The following is a 20,837-nucleotide window of genomic DNA, read 5'->3' as shown; positions in this document are numbered from 1 at the left end:
GACAATACCGAATTTAAAAGGAAATGATTAGATGGGGTTTACCGCCAGCTTACAGAATAGCTGGGCTTTTCGCTCTTCATCCACTATTAATTGGCGCCGAGAACTCTAAAGTTGGGGTTCACCGCAGTGATTTTTTTCACTAGATAGTTCAATAGCACACCATACATAGGAACAAACAGACCTAAGCTAATGATGAGTTTAAAGCTATAATCGACCAATGCTATTTCAACCCAGTGATCTGCCATAAAAGGATCGCTACTTTGATAAAACGCAATCGAGAAAAAAGCGATAGTATCAAGAGCGTTACCGAGCAAGGTTGAACAAGTCGGTGCTATCCACCACTGCTTCATTTGCCGTAAGCGATTAAATACATGCACATCCAATATCTGACCGAGCAGATAAGCCATAAAACTTGCAATCGCGATACGTGCAACAAATAGGTTAAATTCAGTAAGATGAGAGAAGCCTTGAAATTGGCCTTCAAAAAAGAGCACTGACAACCCATAAGACACCGCTAGCGCTGGCAACATTACCCAAAAGATGATTTTGCGTGCTAGCTGAGCACCAAAAATACGTACTGTCAGATCAGTAGCCAAAAAGATAAATGGGAAAGTGAAGGCGCCCCAAGTGGTATGAAAGCCAAAAACTGTAAATGGCAATTGAACCAAATAGTTACTAGAAGCAATAACGACGAGATGAAACAGAGTTAAAACAAGAAGCGCTTTACGCTGCTGAGCGAGAGAAAAACTACTCATAAGATACCTTTTTAATTTGGTTTGGGGGTGAGGGAACCCAAATCGAGTTCAATATGTTATTGAGCTCTTACCAATACTGTTAATAATCAAAGCTGATAATTATCTAAACGAATATCTCAAGCAAAAAATTTCGCCAAAACTAGAATAAACATCTATCGATATTCAACTTGATAATTATCGCGGCCGGTGATTATACATTAACCACCTTTAGCTGCAATAGCGAGTATGGACGCGCAAGATGCCTAGCTAAAAGCCACTGCGAAATAAGTTAGCTAGGTAATCAAGTTCTTCCTTGCTGTCTTTTATCACAAGTGATTCAATCCATACACTTTCACTATAATGCTCAGATTTGAGCAATAGCTGACAGCCTTCAAAATCAATTAACCATGAGTGAATGTCCGCATCCCATTGCTTTTCTATTACGGTTGCAGAAAGTAGCGTCACCATTTGCTCTGCCATTTCAGGAAAACTATCAAAATCAAAGCTTGGCGTTTTTAGTTCCAAACGCCCTTCTTGCGGCTGATATGCCCGTAAACCGAATCTGTGTGTCGAGTCAACCATGGTAAGAAACATGCTCCTGAATCAAATCTAAAAATGGATCGGCGTATTTCTCCAACTTACGATGGCCTACCCCACTAACAGCCAACATTTCACCATAAGAAGTGGGTAATATTTCCGCCATATCAATTAATGTTGCATCACTAAAGACGACATAAGGTGGTAGCCCATCTTCATCAGCAATCGACTTACGCAATTTTCGCAGCTTAGCAAATAACTTCTTATCGTAATTTTTACTGGTTAGTTTGTCTGATTTAGCCGTTCTCGCGGCAGTGTCCAGTCTTGGAACCGCCAGTTCTAAGTTCATATCACCCCGCAAGAGTGGACGAGCTTCTTCAGTTAACTGAAGTGTTGAATTACGGGTAATATTTTGCGTTAGCATCCCTTTGTGTATCAATTGACGAAAGATACTGACCCAGTAATCATGGCTATTTTCACGGCCAAGACCATAAGTTGAGAGCTTGTCATGACCATGCTCTTTAATGCGGCTCGTTTGCATGCCGCGCAGCACTTCAACCACATAACCAATCCCAAAGCTCTGGTTAACTCGGTAAACGCAAGATATTGCCTTACGTGCTTGGTCCGTCGCATCAAAATGCTTGGGTGGGTCAAGGCAAATATCACAATTGCCGCAAGGCTTATCACTGTATTGACCGAAGTAATTGAGTAGGACTTGGCGCCGACAAATTTGTGCTTCAGCGAAAGCACTCATGGCATTTAACTTATGGCTTTCTACCTGCTTTTGCGGCCCTTCATCTTTTTCATCCAACATGCGCCTGAGCCAACCCATATCAGCTGGGTCATACAGCATCATTGCTTCAGCTGGCAGACCATCTCGACCAGCTCGCCCTGTCTCCTGATAGTAGGACTCTATATTGCGTGGAATATCAAAGTGGACAACAAAACGAACGTTAGGCTTATTAATACCCATACCAAAAGCGACGGTAGCAACCACTATCTGTATATCATCTCGCTGAAAGGCTTCTTGAACATAAGCTCGTTCATCGGTATCTAGCCCAGCATGATAACTCGCAGCGCGGATATGGTTGTTGCACAACTTCTCTGTCACCATTTCGACTTTCTTGCGGCTACCACAATAAATAATGCCGCACTGGTTCTTTTGTCCGGTAACGAATCTTATGATCTGAGAAATTGGCTTATGTTTCTCTAGCAAGGTATAGCGAATGTTGGGCCTATCAAAGCTGCCTAAATAAACATGCGGCTCTTGAAGCTGCAATCTATGGGTAATATCATTTCGAGTCGCCTCATCAGCTGTGGCGGTCAGCGCCATAATAGGCACATGAGTAAATTGCTGTTTTAGTTGACCCAAGGAGGCATATTCTGGTCTAAAGTCATGCCCCCACTGAGATATACAATGGGCTTCATCAACAGCAATCATTGACAACGAAAGAGTTTCAAGCCGCTCAACAAAATCACGCATCAACACCCGCTCTGGAGAAACATAGACAAGCTTTAGATGACCCGCCTGCATACGGCTATATACGCTACTTAGCTCCTCGCGCGTCATTGTTGAGTTTATACACTCAGCCAGAACGCCATTGGCTTTTAACTGATCAACTTGGTCTTTCATTAGTGAAATCAAAGGAGAAATGACTATAGTTAACCCTTCACAGACTAAAGCTGGGATCTGATAGCAGAGTGACTTTCCTCCACCAGTTGGCATAATGACGATACAATCCTGACCACTCACTACAGCATGGATCACTTCTTCCTGACCCTCGCGAAATGTTTTATAGCCAAACACTTCTTCTAGGACAGCTTCAGGTGTGATTGAGGGTTCGGCTTGTTGAGCAAACAAGATCTCAGTCATGAGTGCCTCAGTTAGACAAGGTAGAGAAAAGCAAAGCGCACATTGTAGTGATGTTCGAATATGAATAAAACCGCAAATTACCACCTATTGAGACGAAAAGACGCCAAGCACTAGATGATATATTTACCAATTTGTATACTAGACAAACAATAGAATAAGAAGAAGTACATTAATGACCACAGAACAAGAATCAAGACAAGGTATATTACTCGCCATCGCAGCTTACACAATGTGGGGCATTGCACCCATTTATTTCAAAGCTATCAGTCAAGTTCCAGCTCTTGAAATCCTCAGTCATCGCGTCATTTGGTCATTTATTCTACTTGCTGTTTTGTTACACATAGGCCGACGCTGGCGCAGCGCAAGAGATATCTGCCGCTCAAAAAGCAAGATGTTACTATTAATTACCACTGCCCTGTTAGTTGGAGTCAATTGGCTGATTTACATTTGGGCAGTAAACTCAAACCATATGTTAGATGCCAGTCTTGGCTACTATATCAACCCTTTACTCAATGTCATGCTCGGATTGGTATTTTTGGGCGAGCGCTTAAGAAAAATGCAGTGGTTTGCCGTTGCTCTGGCGACTTGTGGTGTGGCCATACAAGTGATCATATTTGGCTCAATACCTATCGTTGCCATAGCGTTAGCATTAACCTTTGGGTTTTATGGATTGCTGCGTAAAAAAGTCAAAATCGATGCTCAAACTGGTTTGTTTATCGAGACCTTAGTGATGTTGCCAGCAGCGGCCATTTATCTGCTTTGGATTGCCGACTCTGCCACTTCGGATCCTAGCCTTAACACTGCAACCTTAAATATGTTATTGATCTGTGCAGGCATAGTGACCACTCTCCCGCTACTTTGCTTTACTGGTGCGGCAACCCGCCTAAAGCTCTCTACTTTGGGTTTTTTTCAGTATATAGGTCCAAGCTTAATGTTTTTGCTAGCAGTCTTAGTCTACGGTGAGTCTTTTACAATAGATAAGGCCATCACCTTTGCATTTATCTGGAGTGCTTTGGTCATTTTTAGTTATGACGGGCTTAAAGCGAAAAAACACTCTGGAAAACCAAAATCTTAGTGTGGTATGTACTCCATTCATAATAGAAATAATGGAGTACAAGCATCTCTCAACCCTGCTGGTATATGCTTACAAATCTCTGATCACTGATCTTTATTTACAAGACAAATGATTAAACTGTGTATATTATTGATTAAAATTTACACAAAGCATTACTATGGATAAGGTCAGTTACCTCACCACACAAGATAAAGAAATCGGCCTGATTCACGCTAACTACCAAAAGTTCGCTTTCCGCAGGCACTATCACCTCGACTTTCATATTGGCTTGGTGACCAACGGCCAACAAAAGTTCTTTTACCAAGGTGTAAATCATACCATTGGGCAAGGACAAATCGTGATAATGCCTCCAGATGAGCTACACGATGGAAGTTCCATCCATAGTGAGGGCTATCAAGTAAGAGTTTTCTCCATCGATCCCAAATGGTTTAGTGAGCTTGCTGATCTAAAGTGTGAAAACGATCAGGTTCAATTCAACCGATTGATTATTTCAAACCCTACTCTCTTTCAACATATGATTAGAGTCCATCAAGCCTTGGGAACAAACAACCTTAGTCAGTTAGCAAAAGATTGCCTACCCTATGAGGGTTTTGAGCTCTTGTTTCGTCACTACGGCGCCATACAGCAAAAAAATACCGTACCACTAGGAAATCAATCAATCTCAACACTAAAAGACTATTTAATGGAAAATTTAGCCCAGCCGGTAAAGCTTGAAGAATTATCACAGCTGTGCGAGTTCAGTCCGACACAATTTCAGCGTCACTTTAAAGCTAAAGTCGGTTTAACACCTTATGCTTGGCTCAGCCGTTTAAGGCTAGAATGTGGTTTTAAACTGCTTAAAAGCGGAGTAAGTGGCACCGAAGTCGCCCATCAAATTGGTTTTTATGACCAAGCTCATTTTAGCAAAGCCTTTAAAACGTCTTATGGTATTTCACCCTCTAAAATTTAGTGTTAATAATTTACAATCTTCACTGTTTTGATTAAGACAAAATAGGCTCATGATTAACTAATGAGCATCACAATGAACGAAATCACCATTCTTACTACGCTTGCCAGCGTGCACTTTATTGCTCTAATGAATCCAGGACCTGATTTTGCTTTAGTGGTCCAAAATGCCGCACGTTATGGCCGTCAAACCGGACTCTATATTGCTTTAGGTCTCTCATTTGGCATCCTACTGCACTCCATTTTAAGCCTAACGGGAGTTAGCTACTTGGTCCAACAGCAACCTGAGATTTTTGCTGGATTACAGTTAGTCGGGGGTAGCTACCTAGCTTACTTAGGTTATTGTGCTCTCAAAGGATGTTGGCAAGCAAAAAATAATCTCGAGTCACAATCTAAGCAGGAAAGCAGCAGCGTATTGCTGAGCAATAAGCGTCAAGCTTTCTCTCGAGGATTATCAACTAATATCCTTAACCCTAAAGCACTCGTTTTCTTCGTAAGTCTTATGTCTAGTTTAGTGCCAACAGATATGTCGCTCACAGGTAAAGGACTCGCATTGGGTATATTGTGGGGTCTCTCTTTCGTATGGTTCTCACTACTCGCTTGGGCACTTTCTACCAAACACATGCAAGGAAAAATCCAAGCGATGGCATTTTATATTGATGGCTTGTGTGGGCTGATATTCACCATCATAGGCACTAGTATTCTTTGGCAGTCCATATCCGAGTTACTGTTAAAAGTGTAAAAAATTTGATTCCAGATTACATTTTTATAACAAACCTTTAGACTCTCAGCGCTGCCACTCTGTCACCGCATAATTAACAAGGAGTACAAGATGCAGTGGAAACGACCATTTTTAACAACCTGTCTTTTATTGACCTCGGTTTCAGCTTTCGCCGATCAGGCGGCCGATTCCGTTGCCCCTGAGCAAAGCAGCGGCCTAGAAAAAAAACAGTTGGTCAAAGCGAAGGACTGGATGGTTACAGCCGCAAATCCACTTGCGACTCAAGCTGGCGCGAATATTCTCAAGCAAGGTGGCAACGCCATTGATGCCATGATCACCACTCAACTTATGCTGGGACTTGTCGAACCACAATCTTCTGGTATTGGCGGTGGTGCTTTTCTTGTCTATTGGGATGCCAAGCAAAAAAAACTGACAACCTACGACGGACGAGAAACCGCTCCCCTTGCCGCGACACCACAACTATTTCAGGACGAACACGGGCAGCCGATGCAATTTTATGATGCCGTGGTCGGCGGCCGCTCTGTCGGCACACCTGGAGTGGTAAAATTGATGTGGGAAACCCACCAAAAATATGGAAAGCTGAAATGGGAGCAACTATTTGAACCGGTAATCCAGGTGGCCAAAGAAGGCTTTGCTATCAGCCCTAGGCTTGCCACCCTTATTAGTAAAGATGCTAAGCGTTTGTCTCGTTTTCCTGCTACAAAAGCCTATTTTTTTAACCCTGATGGCTCAGCAAAAAAACAAGGCACCATTTTAAAAAACCCAGCTTATGCAGACACCTTATCTAACATTGCCAACCACGGAGCAGATGCTTTCTACAAAGGTAAAATTGCTAGAGATATTGTTAACACAGTAAAATCAGCACAGGGTAATCCAGGTGTACTTGCCCAGCAAGACTTCGACACTTATAGAGTCAAACAGCGAGAGCCTGTTTGTTCAGCTTACCAAAGCTATGATATTTGCGGCATGGGGCCACCCGCTTCTGGCGCACTTACTGTCAATCAAATATTAACCATGACACAAGAGTTTGACCTTCAAGCTTGGGGCCCCGAAAGTGCTAAGTCTTGGCAAGTCATTGCAGATGCTTCACTTTTGGCCTTTGCAGATCGTGGCATGTACATGGCGGATGAAGACTTTATCCCTATGCCTACTCAAGGTCTAGTCGATTCAGAATACTTAAAGCAGCGCGCCAAACTGATTACTCCCGGAAAAGCATTAGAAAGTGTTTCGGCGGGTTCACCTCCGTGGAGTTACGCACGTCAACAAAGTCCTGACGAATCTATTGAGCTGCCTTCAACCAGTCACTTCAACATTGTCGACAATCAAGGTAATGTCGTATCCATGACAGCATCTGTTGAGAATGCATTTGGCTCACGTCTCATGACCAACGGCTTTATTCTCAACAACGAGCTCACTGACTTCTCATTTCGTACTCACAACGATGGCAAACCAATTGCTAATCGCCTTGAGCCGGGTAAACGTCCTCGCTCTTCCATGGCGCCAACCATCATAATGAAGGATGGCAAACCCTACATGGCAATTGGTTCTCCCGGCGGAAGCCGCATTATAGGCTATGTGGCACAAGCCATTATTGCTCATACCCAATGGGGCATGAATATCCAGCAAGCTATCAATCAAGCTCATGTACTAAACCGTTTCGGCACACTTGATATCGAACAAGGCACCTCTGCCGAAGCTCTCAAGCCAGAACTCGAAAAGATGGGATTTGATATCAAAGTGGGCGACTTGAACTCAGGTCTTCATGCAATACTTATTAATGGTCGCCAATTAGAAGGGGCAGCAGATCCGAGACGAGAGGGTACCGCAATCGGTCATTAGCAACGTTTGCCCCGCCATCTTGTGAGATATTTCTTACAGGATGGTGCGCAAACAACTCTTTTTTAATGAGGTCATTAAAATTAGAGTAATATAACTATATGTTTTTACATGGATTGTTTCATTTTTAAACACTTGATTTTAATAGCGAATAAACAGCCTAGTCTTGAGAAATATTCTTGGCACCGTAATATAACACCTGTCGGAAGGATGCTGACACGGAACAGGAAAGACCAAGGAATTGGTTATCTTCAGGATGAAGATTCGGCTACTTAGTTTAGTAGTCGGCAAGGAAAGCAAACTGGACATTGAACGGACTCATGATGGTAACTAGGATGGGTTACTTCTAGGGAAGGGAAATGGATACCGCTTAAGGATTAGGCGATGTGAGCTAACTAGGATAGTTAGCGGACCAGGATAAGGTCATGGACACCGCTAGGATGGCGATGAAAGGACTGAGCTGAAGGACATCAGCATACTATCAAGGAATGATGCATGGAGCACCTTTAGTAGCTGGATTGCTGCGAGTAAGACTATAACCCCGATGGGCGAAAGCCCTCGGGGTTTTTCTTTTTAACTAAAGCTGTTCTAGCTTGGCATAGGCTGTCACCAACCATTTAATCCCTTCGCCATTAAAAGCAACTTGTACCCGACCTTGATGGCCACTGCCTTCAAAATTAATAATGGTCCCTTCACCAAACTTGGGATGTTTAACACGCGACCCCAAACTAAAACCGGTTTCATTAAAGTTATCTTTGACAACTCGAGTACTAAATCGACCCGCACTCGCCGGCCTGCTAACCTGAGCTTTCATTCGAACTTCATCTAAACAACTTTCTGGTAACTCTCGAATAAAGCGTGATGGTTTATGATATTTATCTTGACCATACAAGCGGCGCATTTCAGCATACGTAATGTAGAGCTTTTCCATCGCGCGAGTCATGCCCACATAACACAAACGTCGCTCCTCTTCCAAGCGACCCGCTTCTTCGGCTGACATCTGACTTGGAAACATTCCCTCTTCCACTCCAACCATAAAGACCAGTGGGAACTCCAGCCCTTTTGCGCTGTGCAAAGTCATCAGTTGTACCGCATCTTCAAATTCATCAGCTTGCCCTTCACCTGCTTCCAACGCAGCATGGGTCAAAAATGCCGTGAGTAGCGTCATCTCTTCCGCTTCTTCTGGTTTTTCAAACTGACGCGTGGCTGTGACCAGCTCTTCTAAGTTTTCAATACGAGCTTTCGACTTTTCACCTTTTTCCTGTTCATACATCGCATACAAGCCAGAATACTTAATCACATGGTCAGTCTGGGCATGCAGTGCTAACTCACTGGTATCATCTTCAAGCGCGTTAATCAGTTCAACAAAGCGACCAAGAGCAGAAGCTGCTCTGCCTGCAAGCACTTTCTCTTCCAAAAGAGCCACGCTGGCATCCCACATGGTACACCCGCGATCCCTGGCTGCTAAACGCAGCGTCTCGAGCGTTTTATCTCCCAGTCCTCGGGTCGGTGTATTGACCACTCTTTCAAATGCGGCATCATCATTACGGTTTGCTATCAAGCGAAGATAACTTAGTGCATCCTTGATTTCCTGACGCTCGAAAAATCGCATCCCACCATAAATGCGATAAGGTAAACCGGCTTGAATTAAGGCTTCTTCTAACACACGCGACTGAGCATTGTTACGATAAAGCATGGCCGAATCATTTAGTGAGCCACCTTTATCCTGCCAATCTTTGATTTTATTAACCGCAAAACGCGCTTCATCTAGTTCGTTATAAGCCGAATAAACTGAAATAGGGTCGCCTGCTAAGCCTTCGGTCCATAATTCTTTGCCCATACGCTCAGTATTGTTGGCAATCAACGCATTGGAAGCTTCAAGAATCGTCTTGGTCGAGCGATAGTTTTGCTCTAGGCGAATGGTATTAACACTTGGAAATTCATGAGTAAATTTTTCAATATTCTCGATTTTTGCTCCGCGCCAGCCGTAAATTGATTGGTCATCATCCCCCACAATCATCACATTAGATTCTGGCCCAGCCATCATTCTTAGCCAAGCATATTGGATGTTATTAGTGTCTTGGAACTCGTCCACAAGGATATGTTTAAAACGGGCTTGGTAATGCTCCCGAATATGTTTCTTATCTCGCAGCAGCTCATGAGCTCGGAGTAGAATCTCGGCAAAGTCCACCAAACCCGCGCGATCACATGCTTCTTGGTAAGTAGTGTAAAGTTGAAGATAAGTTTGAGTCACAGGATCGCGATACGCATCAATATGATTGGGACGTAACCCTTCATCTTTTTTCCCGTTAATCCACCAAGCGACTTGTCTTGCTGGCCACTGTTTCTCGTCCAAGTTCTGTGCTTTGATCAATCGTCGCAGAAGTCTCTGTTGATCATCACTGTCCATGATCTGAAAATCTTCCAACAGCCCAGCATCCAGATAGTGAGCTCGCAAAATACGATGACAAATACCGTGAAAAGTACCGTTCCACATACCTGATGTGGTTCCCATCATCAAATCTTCGATACGACCTCGCATCTCAGCAGCTGCTTTATTGGTAAAGGTCACAGACATAATTGAAAAAGGCGAAGCTTGCTCAACGGACATCAGCCAAGCAATCCGATGTACCAATACCCGTGTTTTACCACTTCCTGCACCGGCTAAAACCAATAAGTTTTCAAGTGGAGCAGCAACAGCTTCACGCTGCTTATCGTTGAGACCATCGAGGAGTAAAGAAGGATCCATTAGCATTCTGTCACTGGTTATCTATACATGAAAAGTGATTATAACCTAAACACCATGCCGAGTTTAGAATATTTGCCTCAAAAAAGCGCCACACATACATAATAAAAAAACAATAACTTAGAAAATAAATATAATGAAAACCTAAAGGAACTATGCGCTGAGGCATTTTGAGTATTCACTGAGAAAGGAAAAACCAGAGGAAACGAGTATGAAAAAATCAAGTCTTGCTGTTACTGCTGCAGTCACCAGCCTTGTTGCGTTTGGTTCAAGTGTAATGACCACCCCTGCTGTTGCCGCTGAAAAAGAAAAGTGCTATGGCGTTTCAAAAGCTGGAAAAAATGATTGCGCGACCAAATCCAGCTCTTGTGCTGGCACTTCAAAAGAAGATAACCAGAAAGATGCTTTTGTAGTGGTTCCAAAAGGTCTGTGCGACAAATTAGTAGGTGGTAACACAGCGTCTTCATAAGAGAGCGAAGGCGGCTTTATCACTTATAAGCCGTCTTAGTTTGACACTCATAAAGGAATAGTGGGTGAAGACAGATAAATATCACAAACAAGTGGGTGTAGGCTTACGTTCTCCTCACGTCGACTATTTTATTTCCAATAAACCGCCCCTAAGCTGGTTAGAAATTCATAGTGAAAACTATTTTGAGCCTTATTCACCTGCTAGAAAAAAACTGTACCAACTCAGAGGTGATTACCAGATCAGCTGTCATGGAATTGGCTTATCTCTTGGCAGTGTTGAGCCGATAAACACTCAACATCTCAAAAAGCTTAAAATGCTTGTCGATGAAGTCGAGCCTTTTCTTATTTCGGATCACCTCAGCTGGAGTCATCATGGCGGACATTACTTTAATGACCTTCTTCCTTTGCCTTATACCGAAGAAGCTCTGGATGTTTTCTGTCGCAACGTAAACCATGTACAGGAATATTTAAAACGACCGATACTTATCGAAAATCCATCAAGTTATATCAAGTTTGACCACTCAACCATTGAAGAATGGGAGTTTCTAAGCCAAGTACAAAAGCGTACTGACTGCAGACTATTGCTCGATCTCAACAATATTCATGTCTCAGCTTTTAACCATGGATTTAATTGCCAAACTTACATTGAGGGAATTCCGACAGACAAGGTTGACGAGATACATCTGGCAGGCTTTACCATTAAACAACTTGAGCAAGGGGAAATATGGATTGATACCCATAGTCAGCCAGTTTGTGACGATGTTTGGTTTCTGTATGAATATTGGCTATCCCATCATGGCCCACGTCATACTCTGATTGAGTGGGATCTCGATATACCAGAGCCAGAAGTGCTGTTAGGAGAGTGCCAAAAGGCAAGCCAAAGATTAATACCATTTAGCACACTCAAAGGAAAAAAAGCGTCATGAGCTTAACTCTTGCGGACCTGCAGCAGAACTTTGCCAGTGCGCTCCAATATCAAACGTCTGGAGAAGAGTGCCACATCAAAAGCGATCATTTTACCGCAGAAGAACGTATCCAAATCTATCGTAATAACTTTATTATTAGTTTAAGCGACGTTCTTCAGGCAACCTATCCTATGGTTCATATATTGGTTGGAGAGGAGTGCTTTACCCAGCTGGCTCGCCAGCATATTCTCAACAACCCGCTCAAATCTGGTAATGTAAGCCACTACGGCGAACACTTTGTAAGCAGCATAGAAAACTTCTCCAAGGTAATGGAAGCTGCACCTTATATTCAAGAGGTCGCTAAGTTTGAATGGCAGATTGATCTATCGAAACAAATCTTATCTAAAGTCGAGCCAAGCAAGCACTTACTTACTATCAATCAATTGTCAACTTTACCACAAGAACATCATCAATATATCAAGCTCCACTTATTTCCAAATGCACTAGCCTTTCAATCACGCTTTGCTGTTTTTTCTCTGCACTTAGCCATTGAAGCTAATGACTTCTCACAGCTAGATATCAAGCTTGCAGAGCAAGGCGTCATTATGAGTCAATATGATGGCCCGTGCTCGACAGTGAAACTAAATAACACATCATTCGAACTGGTTGAGTATCTCAAAAACGGATACACCTTGGGGCAGATCCCTGAAACGCACCTTGCATGCCTCGAAACACTGCTCGAACATCAATTTATTTGCGGCTTTTCTCTCGCGCCACCTCAATAAGGATATAACTATGCCCGAGTCGATAAATAACCTAATTAAGCACTACGACGCCATAGTCGACAAAGCTAAATGCTTTTTTGTTCCACTGTTATTGCTCTTTTGCCGCTTATGGGTTGCGTGGGTATTTTTTAATTCTGGACTGGTGAAAATTTCCTCTTGGGACAGCACCTTGTATTTGTTCGAATACGAATATCAAGTGCCAATTCTACCTTGGGAGCTGGCCGCTTATATGGGAACCGCTGCAGAGCTTAGTCTGCCTGTTTTTCTCGCATTAGGACTACTCTCTCGACCAATGGGAGCGATATTATTTGTGTTTAATATTATAGCTGTCGTCTCTTACCCTCTATTGTGGGAGAAAGGCTTCTACGACCATCAGTTGTGGGGGTTAATGATTTTAATCGTGGTGGTTTGGGGACCAGGGCCAATTTCTGCCGACAAATTCATCAAAGGGAAATTGCAGAACTAGTGGATGGAAATAGCCACGCCTTCCTACAAAAGGCGTGGTTTGTTATTACTTCGAATTAGGCTTCGATACCTGCATGACGAAGCAAGGCATCAATTTGCGGCTCTCTTCCACGAAAACGCTTAAAAAGCTCCATAGGCTCTTCGCTGCCGCCCATCTCAAGGATGTTATTTAAGAAGCTCTTACCGGTTTCAGCATTGAATATTCCCTCTTCTTCAAAACGAGAGAAAGCATCAGAGGACAGCACTTCGGCCCACAGGTAGCTGTAATACCCCGCACTATAACCACCAGCAAAAATATGACTAAAGCTATGAGAAAATCGGTTCCACTCCAAACTCGGCAGAACCGCTACCTTAGCTTTCACTTCGGCTAATGTTTCCAATACCTTAGGTCCAATATCAGGATCGAATTGTGTGTGAAGGGTAAAGTCAAACAGACCAAACTCGAGCTGACGCAAAATGAACATGGCTGACTGGAAGTTCTTTGCAGCTAACATCTTATCAAGCATCTCTTTTGGCAAAGGCTCGCCTGTTTGATAATGACCAGAGATAAAGGCAAGTGCCTCTTGCTCCCAACACCAATTTTCTAAAAACTGACTGGGTAACTCTACCGCATCCCAAGGCACACCATTGATACCAGAAACAGCTCCAGTTTCTACTTGTGTTAGCATGTGATGAATACCATGACCAAATTCATGGAATAAGGTCACCACTTCATTATGAGTAAATAGCGCAGGCTTATCTCCAACAGGGCGAGTGAAGTTACAGGTTAAGTAGGCCACTGGCGATTGTAGCTCTCCCTTAGCGTTGATGCGGCGAACGCGACATTCATCCATCCAAGCACCACCACGCTTGTGCTCCCTTGCATACAAGTCGAGATAAAAGCTGCCGCGCAGTTTTTCATTGGCATCAAAGATATCGAAAAAACGCACCGATTCATGCCAAGTATCTACCCCTTGGCGCTCTACTACCTTCATACCAAAGACGCGATTCAAAACCTCAAATAAACCACTCACCGCTCTTTGTTCAGGGAAGTAAGGACGCAGTTCTTCATCGGAAATCTGGAACAAGTGCTGCTTTTGCTTTTCGCTGTAATAAGTAATGTCCCACAGTTCGAGCTCTTCTACACCATATTCGCGCTTGGCGAACTGGCGCAACTCTTCAACTTCTTTCTCCCCTTGCGGTTTGGCTTTATTGGCCAGATCATTGAGAAAGCTCAGTACTTGGGCAGGATTTTCTGCCATTTTAGTCGCCAAAGACTTTTCGCTAAAGGTATTAAAACCAAGCATACGGGCAATTTCATAGCGCAGTTTTAGCTGCTCATTGATAATCTCTGTATTATCCCACTCTCCTGCATTTGGACCTCGATCAGAAGCTCGGGTCGAGTATGCCTCATACAACTCTTTACGCAGCGCCTGATTATCGCAATAAGTCATCACAGGTAGATAAGAAGGAATATCTAATGTCAGCAGGTAACCATCCCGCTCTTTCGCCTGCGCCGCAGCTTTAGCCGCAGCCAACGCGGATTCAGGCATACCCGCTAGCTGTTGCTCATCTTTTATATGCTTTGTCCAGCCCATGGTAGCATCAAGGACATTGTTGGAAAACTTGGACCCCAGCTCAGACATGCGTTTGCTGATCTCACCATAGCGATGCTGCTCATCTGCAGGTAGACCAATACCAGATAGCTCAAAGTCACGTAAGGAATCTGTCACGGTTTTTCTCTGCGCTTGTGTTAGCTGAGAAAACTCATCACTTTCCTTGAGAGCTTTGTATGCTTCAAATAAGCCTTTATGCTGACCAACCCAAGTTCCATACTCGGACAAAAGAGGCAAACAACTTTCATAAGCTTCACGTAATTGCTCACTGTTTACCACAGAGTTCATATGACTGACCGGAGACCAGATGCGACTCAAACGGTCATCGACTTCTTCAATAGGTGCAATAATATTTTCCCAACTAGGCTCGCAATTATCGGCCAACACTTGCTCGATTTTAGCGCGGCAATCAGCTATCGCTTGTTCAACTGCAGGTTTAACGTGCTCCGGCTTAATTTGAGAAAAAGGAGGTAAATCAGTAAAACTAAGAAGAGGATTAGACATAAGTATTCCTTTTGTTTAGCAAAAAGCGCACGGACAGTGTTGTCTTGTTGAGCTCTGACTGGGTTTAAATTATTAAATATAGGTAGGTTCAGCAATTTTCAATAGTGACGTATACTAGCTGGATTAAAATTCCCCAACCGTGATCCACTAGAGAGTTCAATTTTGCTAAGTTATCGCCACAGTTTTCACGCTGGCAATCATGCCGATGTCCTAAAGCATATCGTTCAAAGCCTTATTCTCAATGCTCTGAAGCAAAAAGATAAACCCTTTGTTTACCACGATACTCACTCTGGTGTTGGGCGCTACGACTTAAACCATGAGTGGGCAGAAAAAACTGGTGAATATAAACAAGGTATAGCTCGACTCTGGCAGCAAGTCGATATCCCAGCAGAACTGCAAAGCTACCTAGATTCAATCAAGGTCCTAAATAATAGTCAGAATTTACGTTATTACCCAGGTTCACCACGAGTTGCGCGCGCACACCTTAGAAAACAAGATCGCATGGTATTAACCGAATTGCACCCAAGCGACTATCCACTTCTCGAGCAAGAGTTTCAGCGTGACCGTCAGGTAAGCATCTACAAGGAAGATGGGTTTAAACGGCTCAAGGCAAGTCTACCGCCTCAAGAGCGCCGAGGCCTAGTTCTTATCGATCCGCCGTACGAGTTGGCAAAAGAATATCGTGATGTCGTACAAGCCATTCATCAAAGCCAAAAGCGCTGGGCAACTGGTATCTATGCCATCTGGTATCCTGTCGTCAATCGGTGTGACATCGAAGATATGATTGAAGGCCTTGAAGGGCTGGAGATTCGCAAAATACTGCAAATTGAATTGGGTGTATCAGCTGACAGCAACGAACATGGCATGACAGCATCTGGGATGATAGTCATCAACCCACCATGGAAGCTTGAAAGCCAGATGCAAGCAATTCTCCCCTTCCTTAAAAACGCTATTGCCCCAACAACGGGCCACTACACTGTGAAGTGGATTGTACCTGAGTAACATGAGTGAACTTCTCACCTAAAGTGGACAAGTGAAGAAAATTTAAGCTGGATAGATTGAGTTAGGCCAATCTATCCTCCATATCATAGACAATAAAGAAACGCGGGTGCCAAAGTGACGATACACTTATCTGGCACATCGACTCGCAATAATTGGAGAAATAAATGGCGACTCATTTTGATTATATCTGTATCGGCGGTGGTAGCGGTGGTATTGCATCAGCAAACCGAGCAGCGATGTATGGCGCTAAAGTAGCACTAATTGAAGCGCAAGATCTCGGCGGTACATGCGTGAACGTCGGCTGTGTGCCAAAGAAAGTCATGTGGCATGGAGCCCAAGTCGCCGAAGCCATTAATCTCTACGCCGAGGATTATGGTTTTGATGTTGATCTAAAAGACTTCAATTGGAGTAAATTGGTCGAAAGCCGCCAAGCCTATATCGGGCGAATTCACGAGTCTTACGATCGCGTACTAGGTAACAACAAGGTTAACGTTATTAAAGGTTTTGCCAAGTTTATTGATGCAAAAACCGTAGAAGTCAATGGTGAACACTACACAGCAGATCATATCCTTATTGCTGTCGGCGGCCGCCCAACTATTCCTAACATCCCAGGAGCTGAGCACGGTATCGACTCTAACGGCTTCTTCGAATTAAGCGAGCAACCAAAACGCGTTGCCGTTATTGGTGCTGGCTATATTGCCGTAGAGATTGCAGGCGTCTTGCATGCTCTTGGCACTGAAACTCACCTTTTCTGTCGTAAAGAATCGCCGCTGCGAAGCTTTGATCCCATGATCGTTGAAACGCTAATAGAGGTCATGCAAGCTGAAGGGCCAACTTTACACACTCACTCTGTGCCCAAAGAAGTGGTTAAAGAAGCAGATGGCAGCCTAACCTTGCACCTAGAAAATGGCAACACACACAATGTTGATACTCTGATTTGGGCGATAGGCCGCCACCCAGCCACAGATGCAATCAATCTTGCAACTACCGGAGTTGAAACCAATCAAGCAGGTTACATTAAGGTCGATGAGTACCAGCAAACCAATGTTGCGGGTATCTACTGCGTCGGCGATATCATGGAGGGCGGCATAGAGCTGACTCCTGTTGCGGTTAAGGCCGGCAGACAGCTTTCTGAGCGACTATTTAATAATAAGCCTAATGCCAAAATGGATTATGACTTAGTCCCTACCGTGGTATTTAGTCATCCACCAATTGGCACCATAGGCCTCACGACTCAAGAAGCGGAGCAAAAATACGGTAAAGACAATATTAAGGTATACACATCTGGCTTTACCGCCATGTACACGGCCGTCACTAAACATCGTCAACCATGTAAGATGAAGCTCATTTGCGCTGGCGAAGATGAAAAAGTGGTGGGCTTACATGGTATCGGCTTTACGGTTGATGAAATGATTCAAGGCTTTGGCGTGGCGATGAAAATGGGCGCGACTAAAGCAGACTTTGATTCGGTTGTCGCCATCCACCCAACGGGCTCAGAAGAGTTTGTTACCATGTAGATCATACTCTGGAAAATCCACTCTTTAGATTTGTAAAGTCTGGAAAACATACTAGCTTCAATAGAGTTTATCTCTTGATGGAGCTAGTATGGTTACTGTTGTAAATTCGAAAAACTTTGACGTTCCTCGAATCTACCCACCTTCAAATAAATCAACCTCCATTCATCTAAGTGGGTTTCCTACCTTCTACTCGAAAAACAACGAATATCTTCTTCCCGTTAATCTTTGGTTCAATTATTTGGTGAATATCCGTAAAGCAGCCGACATAACAGCAAGTGTTCGTGCTCTTAAAAGATATTGGCAGTTCTTAGAAACTAACGATTATTCTTGGGATAATTTCCCAGCAAACGATCACCTAAAACCCACCTATCGCTTTCGAAATGATGACCTGTTAAAAGCAGCTAGGAGTGGTGAGATCGCCTTTTCGACAGCTTCTATGTACATTCTTCATGTCATCAAGTTCTACGAATGGGCTGCTCATGAGAGATTTATAAGGTTCAATGAGGAGAGCAAACCATTTAATTACCAAATAGTTCATATTGCTAACTCAGGGATGATGAGCCATAACAAACCTAGGTTTGCAGTACGTTCAACTGATCTCAGGATTAGAAAGCCAGCAAGAAATGAGCAACAAAAACTCAACCCGCTATCTCGACAAGAACTAGTTTGCTTCGTAGATTGCCTTTTAGAAAGCTCTGAAGAATTCATCATTCATCAACTTCTTCAAATTCAGTCTGGATTGCGCGTTGAAGAAGCTTGTACATTTCCGTTCTCGGTTGTTGAAATGCCTAACCCACACATTCATAGGTACGAAGTTGAAATCGGTATTCATAACGGCGTACATACAAAATTCAACAAAACTCGTAAAGTAGAAATACCCAACAAGTTAATGCGCAAAATGTATGATTACTCGGTTAGTGAGCGTCGACTAAGGCGAAGCCAAAAATCTGAAAGAGAATATAGAACGCTTCTTCTCAACAACTTGGGCATCCCACTTTGCAGTAACAACATCCAACAGCACTTTCGACGCCTAAAACATCGCATCCAAGACAAACACCATATCCCCTTTAAGCATCGAACTCATGATCTAAGAGCAACTTATGGTACATACCGCCTTGACTCACTGCTTGAACATTTTCCGGACGTTGGAGATGCGATGGCTTTACTAATGGGATGGATGGGACACAAAGATGATAAAACGACATGGAAGTACATCAGATACCTAAGAAAAGAAAAAGCAAACCAGAGTGCTGTGGTGATGCTAGATCAAATATTAGAGGAAGCAATGTTATGACTTATTCTCCACCGATATTAAAGATAAAATTTCGCACTGGTATCAAACAAACATTCACATATGACTTTACGCGTTTTTTCTACAAAGGTGTTGCTTTTAAAAGAAATTTACAAGACGCAGAACCTGCAAATCGAGATTCCGATGTTCTTAGATGGTACCGAATATTCAGCGAAACAAATGAATACTCAGATCTAACAAAGCAAAGCTACCTGCGAGATTTTGCAAAGTACGTTCGTTTTTGTGATTCGAAAAAACTTAATCCGGAAAGCTCAGCAGCTGTCGAATCATTGGAGCGACACTTAATAGAGCAAGTTCGGATCTACTCAATGAATGTCAATTCCGCAAGAAAAATGATTTCTTGTTGTAAAAAATGTTTGGAAATGTTCGGTAACCCGAGCTCTGAGTGGTTTTCTCCTTATAGTTTATTTCGATCTGAACCTAATCCAACTCAAGGCTACTCAGATAGAGAGCTATCTTCCTTAATCAAAATTATCCACTCCTTTTTCAGACAGATTTCCAAACAAATAATGAATAGTCCAGAAGTTCACTTGAATGCATCCAGTAATCAAAGAACAGCATCCTTTAGCTACAACCAACATACACACAAGATTGCCTCTCCGATAACAAAGTGTTTTAGCGCTGCCTATTTCATGCTGTCGTATTACACATGGGGTAACACGACTGTCCTCTTAAATATGACTAAACCTAAAGAAAAAGTTTTTGAAGGCGGGAAGTGGTTTGAGCAAAGCGTTTTAAAACCGCGAGCAAATAAGTACGTTTCCATATCTATTGGTGATAACGGTACATTTCATGTCCCCAAGATTGCTCTTCGCTTTTTTGAACAGTTGTTAAAATTAAGTAGCCTTATATCTATAGAACCTCACCTTCTTTGGCGCGCCAAAAGAGGAGACATAGCCCCTTTGGAGCAAGGGCATGTACAAAACTTCTCAAAATGGCTGCAAGAAACATTCGATATCAAATCTGATGAAGGTGACCCATTACGCCCTATGGCCTCAAAGTTTCGTGCCAGCGGGAGTTATCGATATTTATCGAAAACCGGAAATGCCACAGAAACAGCGTTACTCTTAGGTAATACGCCTTACACACTATCAAAACATTACTCATCCGGCCAACAGGTAGAAAACCAGAAACAACTGCTTGCTGCAACTCACACAATTGAGGGGGCGGCTAGATGCTCAGATATAAACAATGCAAAAGAATATGCGAAAAAAGAACTGGGACTTGAAGTTCTTCCTTATGAGGAGTTCCTTAACAAATATGCGGATAGAAATGGGGAAAAGACGATCATTGGAACTGGTTGTAAAAATGTCTATTCCGACCAAGCTAATAAATATAGAAGAAGAAATCATTTCAGTCCTAAAGACTTTCTCGTCGACCACCTAGCATGCTCTGACATTCAGAATTGTTTCAACTGCGAAAATCAAGTCATCATTGAAAGTGTCGAAGACATCTGGTGCCTATTGAGCTACCGAGATTCTATAGTTGACTCCAAAGTTCACCATCTCAGTGAACAACACTTTAATAAAAACTATTCTGAGCTATTAAGCTCTATCACTCGAATAATCTTTACAATACACCCAAAAGTAAAAAGACTTGCAGAGAAAAAGCTACAGAATGAAGGAAGGCACCCTCTATGGCCTGAAGGCATTAACCTAGATTTCTAAGGGCATTCTATGACTCCATTATTTGAACTACCTAAGAATATTCTCAAAGAAAACATTTCTGAATATAAAAGAGTGGTATGCGCCCCATGAACCCACGGGGCGGTGTTGTTAATGTTTGAAGTTCCAAGG

The 20,837-nt window shown here is 43.1% G+C and carries 17 protein-coding genes and 1 pseudogene; 13 read left to right on the top strand and 5 right to left on the bottom strand.

All coding sequences use genetic code 11. From position 1 onward, the window contains the following. Nucleotides 1-86 precede the first annotated feature (86 nt). From AAFM34_RS16065 to recQ, 3 genes are all read right to left on the bottom strand, one after another. Entirely contained in the window at nt 87-755 is a 669-nt protein-coding gene (locus AAFM34_RS16065; protein WP_341664523.1) for a 7-cyano-7-deazaguanine/7-aminomethyl-7-deazaguanine transporter, read from the bottom strand. A gap of 246 nt (nt 756-1,001) precedes the next feature. Then, nucleotides 1,002-1,316: a DUF3630 family protein gene (locus AAFM34_RS16060; protein ID WP_341664524.1), complete on the bottom strand. Its 315-nt coding sequence runs from the start codon at nt 1,314-1,316 to the stop codon at nt 1,002-1,004. Further along, nucleotides 1,309-3,144 (bottom strand): ATP-dependent DNA helicase RecQ, encoded by a 1,836-nt coding sequence (gene recQ / locus AAFM34_RS16055; RefSeq protein ID WP_341664522.1) that lies wholly within the window; start codon nt 3,142-3,144, stop codon nt 1,309-1,311. Before recQ ends, AAFM34_RS16060 begins: the two co-directional genes overlap by 8 nt. Nucleotides 3,145-3,316: 172 nt before the next feature. Here recQ and rarD point away from each other — a divergent pair, with 172 nt between their 5' ends. The 4 genes from rarD to ggt all read left to right on the top strand — a co-directional run bounded on the left by rarD (nt 3,317) and on the right by ggt (nt 7,745). Next, nucleotides 3,317-4,219: an EamA family transporter RarD gene (rarD, locus tag AAFM34_RS16050; RefSeq protein ID WP_341664521.1), complete on the top strand. Its 903-nt coding sequence runs from the start codon at nt 3,317-3,319 to the stop codon at nt 4,217-4,219. A 157-nt stretch (nt 4,220-4,376) separates the two neighbouring features. Next, nucleotides 4,377-5,168, top strand: a complete 792-nt coding sequence (locus AAFM34_RS16045) for an AraC family transcriptional regulator (protein WP_341664520.1) — start codon at nt 4,377-4,379, stop codon at nt 5,166-5,168. A 72-nt stretch (nt 5,169-5,240) separates the two neighbouring features. Continuing rightward, entirely contained in the window at nt 5,241-5,906 is a 666-nt protein-coding gene (locus AAFM34_RS16040; protein ID WP_341664519.1) for a LysE family translocator, read from the top strand. Nucleotides 5,907-5,996: 90 nt separating this feature from the next. Next, nucleotides 5,997-7,745 (top strand): gamma-glutamyltransferase, encoded by a 1,749-nt coding sequence (gene ggt, locus AAFM34_RS16035; RefSeq protein ID WP_341664518.1) that lies wholly within the window; start codon nt 5,997-5,999, stop codon nt 7,743-7,745. 574 nt (nt 7,746-8,319) lie between these two features. Here the strand turns inward: ggt and uvrD are convergent. Beyond that, nucleotides 8,320-10,491 carry a DNA helicase II gene (gene uvrD, locus AAFM34_RS16030; protein WP_341664517.1) on the bottom strand — a complete coding sequence of 724 codons (2,172 nt, stop codon included), beginning with the start codon at nt 10,489-10,491 and terminating at the stop codon, nt 8,320-8,322. Between the two features lie 208 nt (nt 10,492-10,699). Here uvrD and AAFM34_RS16025 point away from each other — a divergent pair, with 208 nt between their 5' ends. The 4 genes from AAFM34_RS16025 (at nt 10,700) to AAFM34_RS16010 (ending at nt 13,112) form a co-directional block, all read left to right on the top strand. Continuing rightward, on the top strand, nt 10,700-10,957 hold the full coding sequence (locus AAFM34_RS16025; protein WP_341664516.1) for a DUF2282 domain-containing protein: 258 nt from the start codon (nt 10,700-10,702) through the stop codon (nt 10,955-10,957). 64 nt (nt 10,958-11,021) lie between these two features. Then, a complete protein-coding gene (locus AAFM34_RS16020) occupies nt 11,022-11,882 on the top strand; it encodes a DUF692 domain-containing protein (protein ID WP_341664515.1) in 861 nt (286 codons plus the stop codon). After that, the gene (locus AAFM34_RS16015) at nt 11,879-12,646 is read left to right on the top strand and encodes a DNA-binding domain-containing protein (RefSeq protein WP_341664514.1); all 768 of its coding nucleotides are present in this window, start codon (nt 11,879-11,881) and stop codon (nt 12,644-12,646) included. The genes AAFM34_RS16020 and AAFM34_RS16015 overlap by 4 nt, the downstream gene beginning before the upstream one ends. A gap of 10 nt (nt 12,647-12,656) precedes the next feature. Further along, nucleotides 12,657-13,112, top strand: a complete 456-nt coding sequence (locus AAFM34_RS16010) for a DoxX family protein (RefSeq protein WP_341664513.1) — start codon at nt 12,657-12,659, stop codon at nt 13,110-13,112. Between the two features lie 55 nt (nt 13,113-13,167). Here AAFM34_RS16010 and prlC read toward each other — a convergent pair whose 3' ends face one another. Further along, nucleotides 13,168-15,210 carry an oligopeptidase A gene (gene prlC / locus AAFM34_RS16005; RefSeq protein ID WP_341664512.1) on the bottom strand — a complete coding sequence of 681 codons (2,043 nt, stop codon included), beginning with the start codon at nt 15,208-15,210 and terminating at the stop codon, nt 13,168-13,170. Between the two features lie 162 nt (nt 15,211-15,372). Between prlC and AAFM34_RS16000 the strand changes: the two genes are divergently transcribed. From AAFM34_RS16000 to AAFM34_RS21020, 5 genes and pseudogenes are all read left to right on the top strand, one after another. Continuing rightward, nucleotides 15,373-16,212 carry a 23S rRNA (adenine(2030)-N(6))-methyltransferase RlmJ gene (locus AAFM34_RS16000; protein ID WP_341664511.1) on the top strand — a complete coding sequence of 280 codons (840 nt, stop codon included), beginning with the start codon at nt 15,373-15,375 and terminating at the stop codon, nt 16,210-16,212. Nucleotides 16,213-16,376: 164 nt separating this feature from the next. Next, the gene (gene gorA / locus AAFM34_RS15995; protein WP_341664510.1) at nt 16,377-17,729 is read left to right on the top strand and encodes a glutathione-disulfide reductase; all 1,353 of its coding nucleotides are present in this window, start codon (nt 16,377-16,379) and stop codon (nt 17,727-17,729) included. A gap of 88 nt (nt 17,730-17,817) precedes the next feature. Further along, nucleotides 17,818-19,023 carry a site-specific integrase gene (locus AAFM34_RS15990; RefSeq protein WP_239174538.1) on the top strand — a complete coding sequence of 402 codons (1,206 nt, stop codon included), beginning with the start codon at nt 17,818-17,820 and terminating at the stop codon, nt 19,021-19,023. Continuing rightward, nucleotides 19,020-20,708, top strand: coding sequence for a hypothetical protein (locus AAFM34_RS15985; RefSeq protein WP_341664506.1), 1,689 nt, complete (start codon nt 19,020-19,022; stop codon nt 20,706-20,708). The genes AAFM34_RS15990 and AAFM34_RS15985 overlap by 4 nt, the downstream gene beginning before the upstream one ends. 9 nt (nt 20,709-20,717) lie before the next feature. Next, nucleotides 20,718-20,786, top strand: a pseudogene (locus AAFM34_RS21020) (integrase); the annotation flags it as partial. Nucleotides 20,787-20,837 lie beyond the last annotated feature (51 nt).

The organism is Vibrio sp., from assembly GCF_038138445.1.
In the GTDB taxonomy this organism is placed as follows: domain Bacteria; phylum Pseudomonadota; class Gammaproteobacteria; order Enterobacterales; family Vibrionaceae; genus Vibrio.
This window is presented reverse-complemented; position numbering and strand designations above follow the sequence as displayed.

Coding starts and splice junctions, on each gene's coding strand:
- AAFM34_RS16065 (WP_341664523.1), bottom strand. CDS start 755: ATGAGTAGTTTTTCTCTCGCTCAGCAGCGTAAAGCGCTTCTTGTTTTA.
- AAFM34_RS16060 (WP_341664524.1), bottom strand. CDS start 1,316: ATGGTTGACTCGACACACAGATTCGGTTTACGGGCATATCAGCCGCAA.
- recQ (WP_341664522.1), bottom strand. CDS start 3,144: ATGACTGAGATCTTGTTTGCTCAACAAGCCGAACCCTCAATCACACCT.
- rarD (WP_341664521.1), top strand. CDS start 3,317: ATGACCACAGAACAAGAATCAAGACAAGGTATATTACTCGCCATCGCA.
- AAFM34_RS16045 (WP_341664520.1), top strand. CDS start 4,377: ATGGATAAGGTCAGTTACCTCACCACACAAGATAAAGAAATCGGCCTG.
- AAFM34_RS16040 (WP_341664519.1), top strand. CDS start 5,241: ATGAACGAAATCACCATTCTTACTACGCTTGCCAGCGTGCACTTTATT.
- ggt (WP_341664518.1), top strand. CDS start 5,997: ATGCAGTGGAAACGACCATTTTTAACAACCTGTCTTTTATTGACCTCG.
- uvrD (WP_341664517.1), bottom strand. CDS start 10,491: ATGGATCCTTCTTTACTCCTCGATGGTCTCAACGATAAGCAGCGTGAA.
- AAFM34_RS16025 (WP_341664516.1), top strand. CDS start 10,700: ATGAAAAAATCAAGTCTTGCTGTTACTGCTGCAGTCACCAGCCTTGTT.
- AAFM34_RS16015 (WP_341664514.1), top strand. CDS start 11,879: ATGAGCTTAACTCTTGCGGACCTGCAGCAGAACTTTGCCAGTGCGCTC.
- AAFM34_RS16010 (WP_341664513.1), top strand. CDS start 12,657: ATGCCCGAGTCGATAAATAACCTAATTAAGCACTACGACGCCATAGTC.
- prlC (WP_341664512.1), bottom strand. CDS start 15,210: ATGTCTAATCCTCTTCTTAGTTTTACTGATTTACCTCCTTTTTCTCAA.
- gorA (WP_341664510.1), top strand. CDS start 16,377: ATGGCGACTCATTTTGATTATATCTGTATCGGCGGTGGTAGCGGTGGT.
- AAFM34_RS15990 (WP_239174538.1), top strand. CDS start 17,818: ATGGTTACTGTTGTAAATTCGAAAAACTTTGACGTTCCTCGAATCTAC.
- AAFM34_RS15985 (WP_341664506.1), top strand. CDS start 19,020: ATGACTTATTCTCCACCGATATTAAAGATAAAATTTCGCACTGGTATC.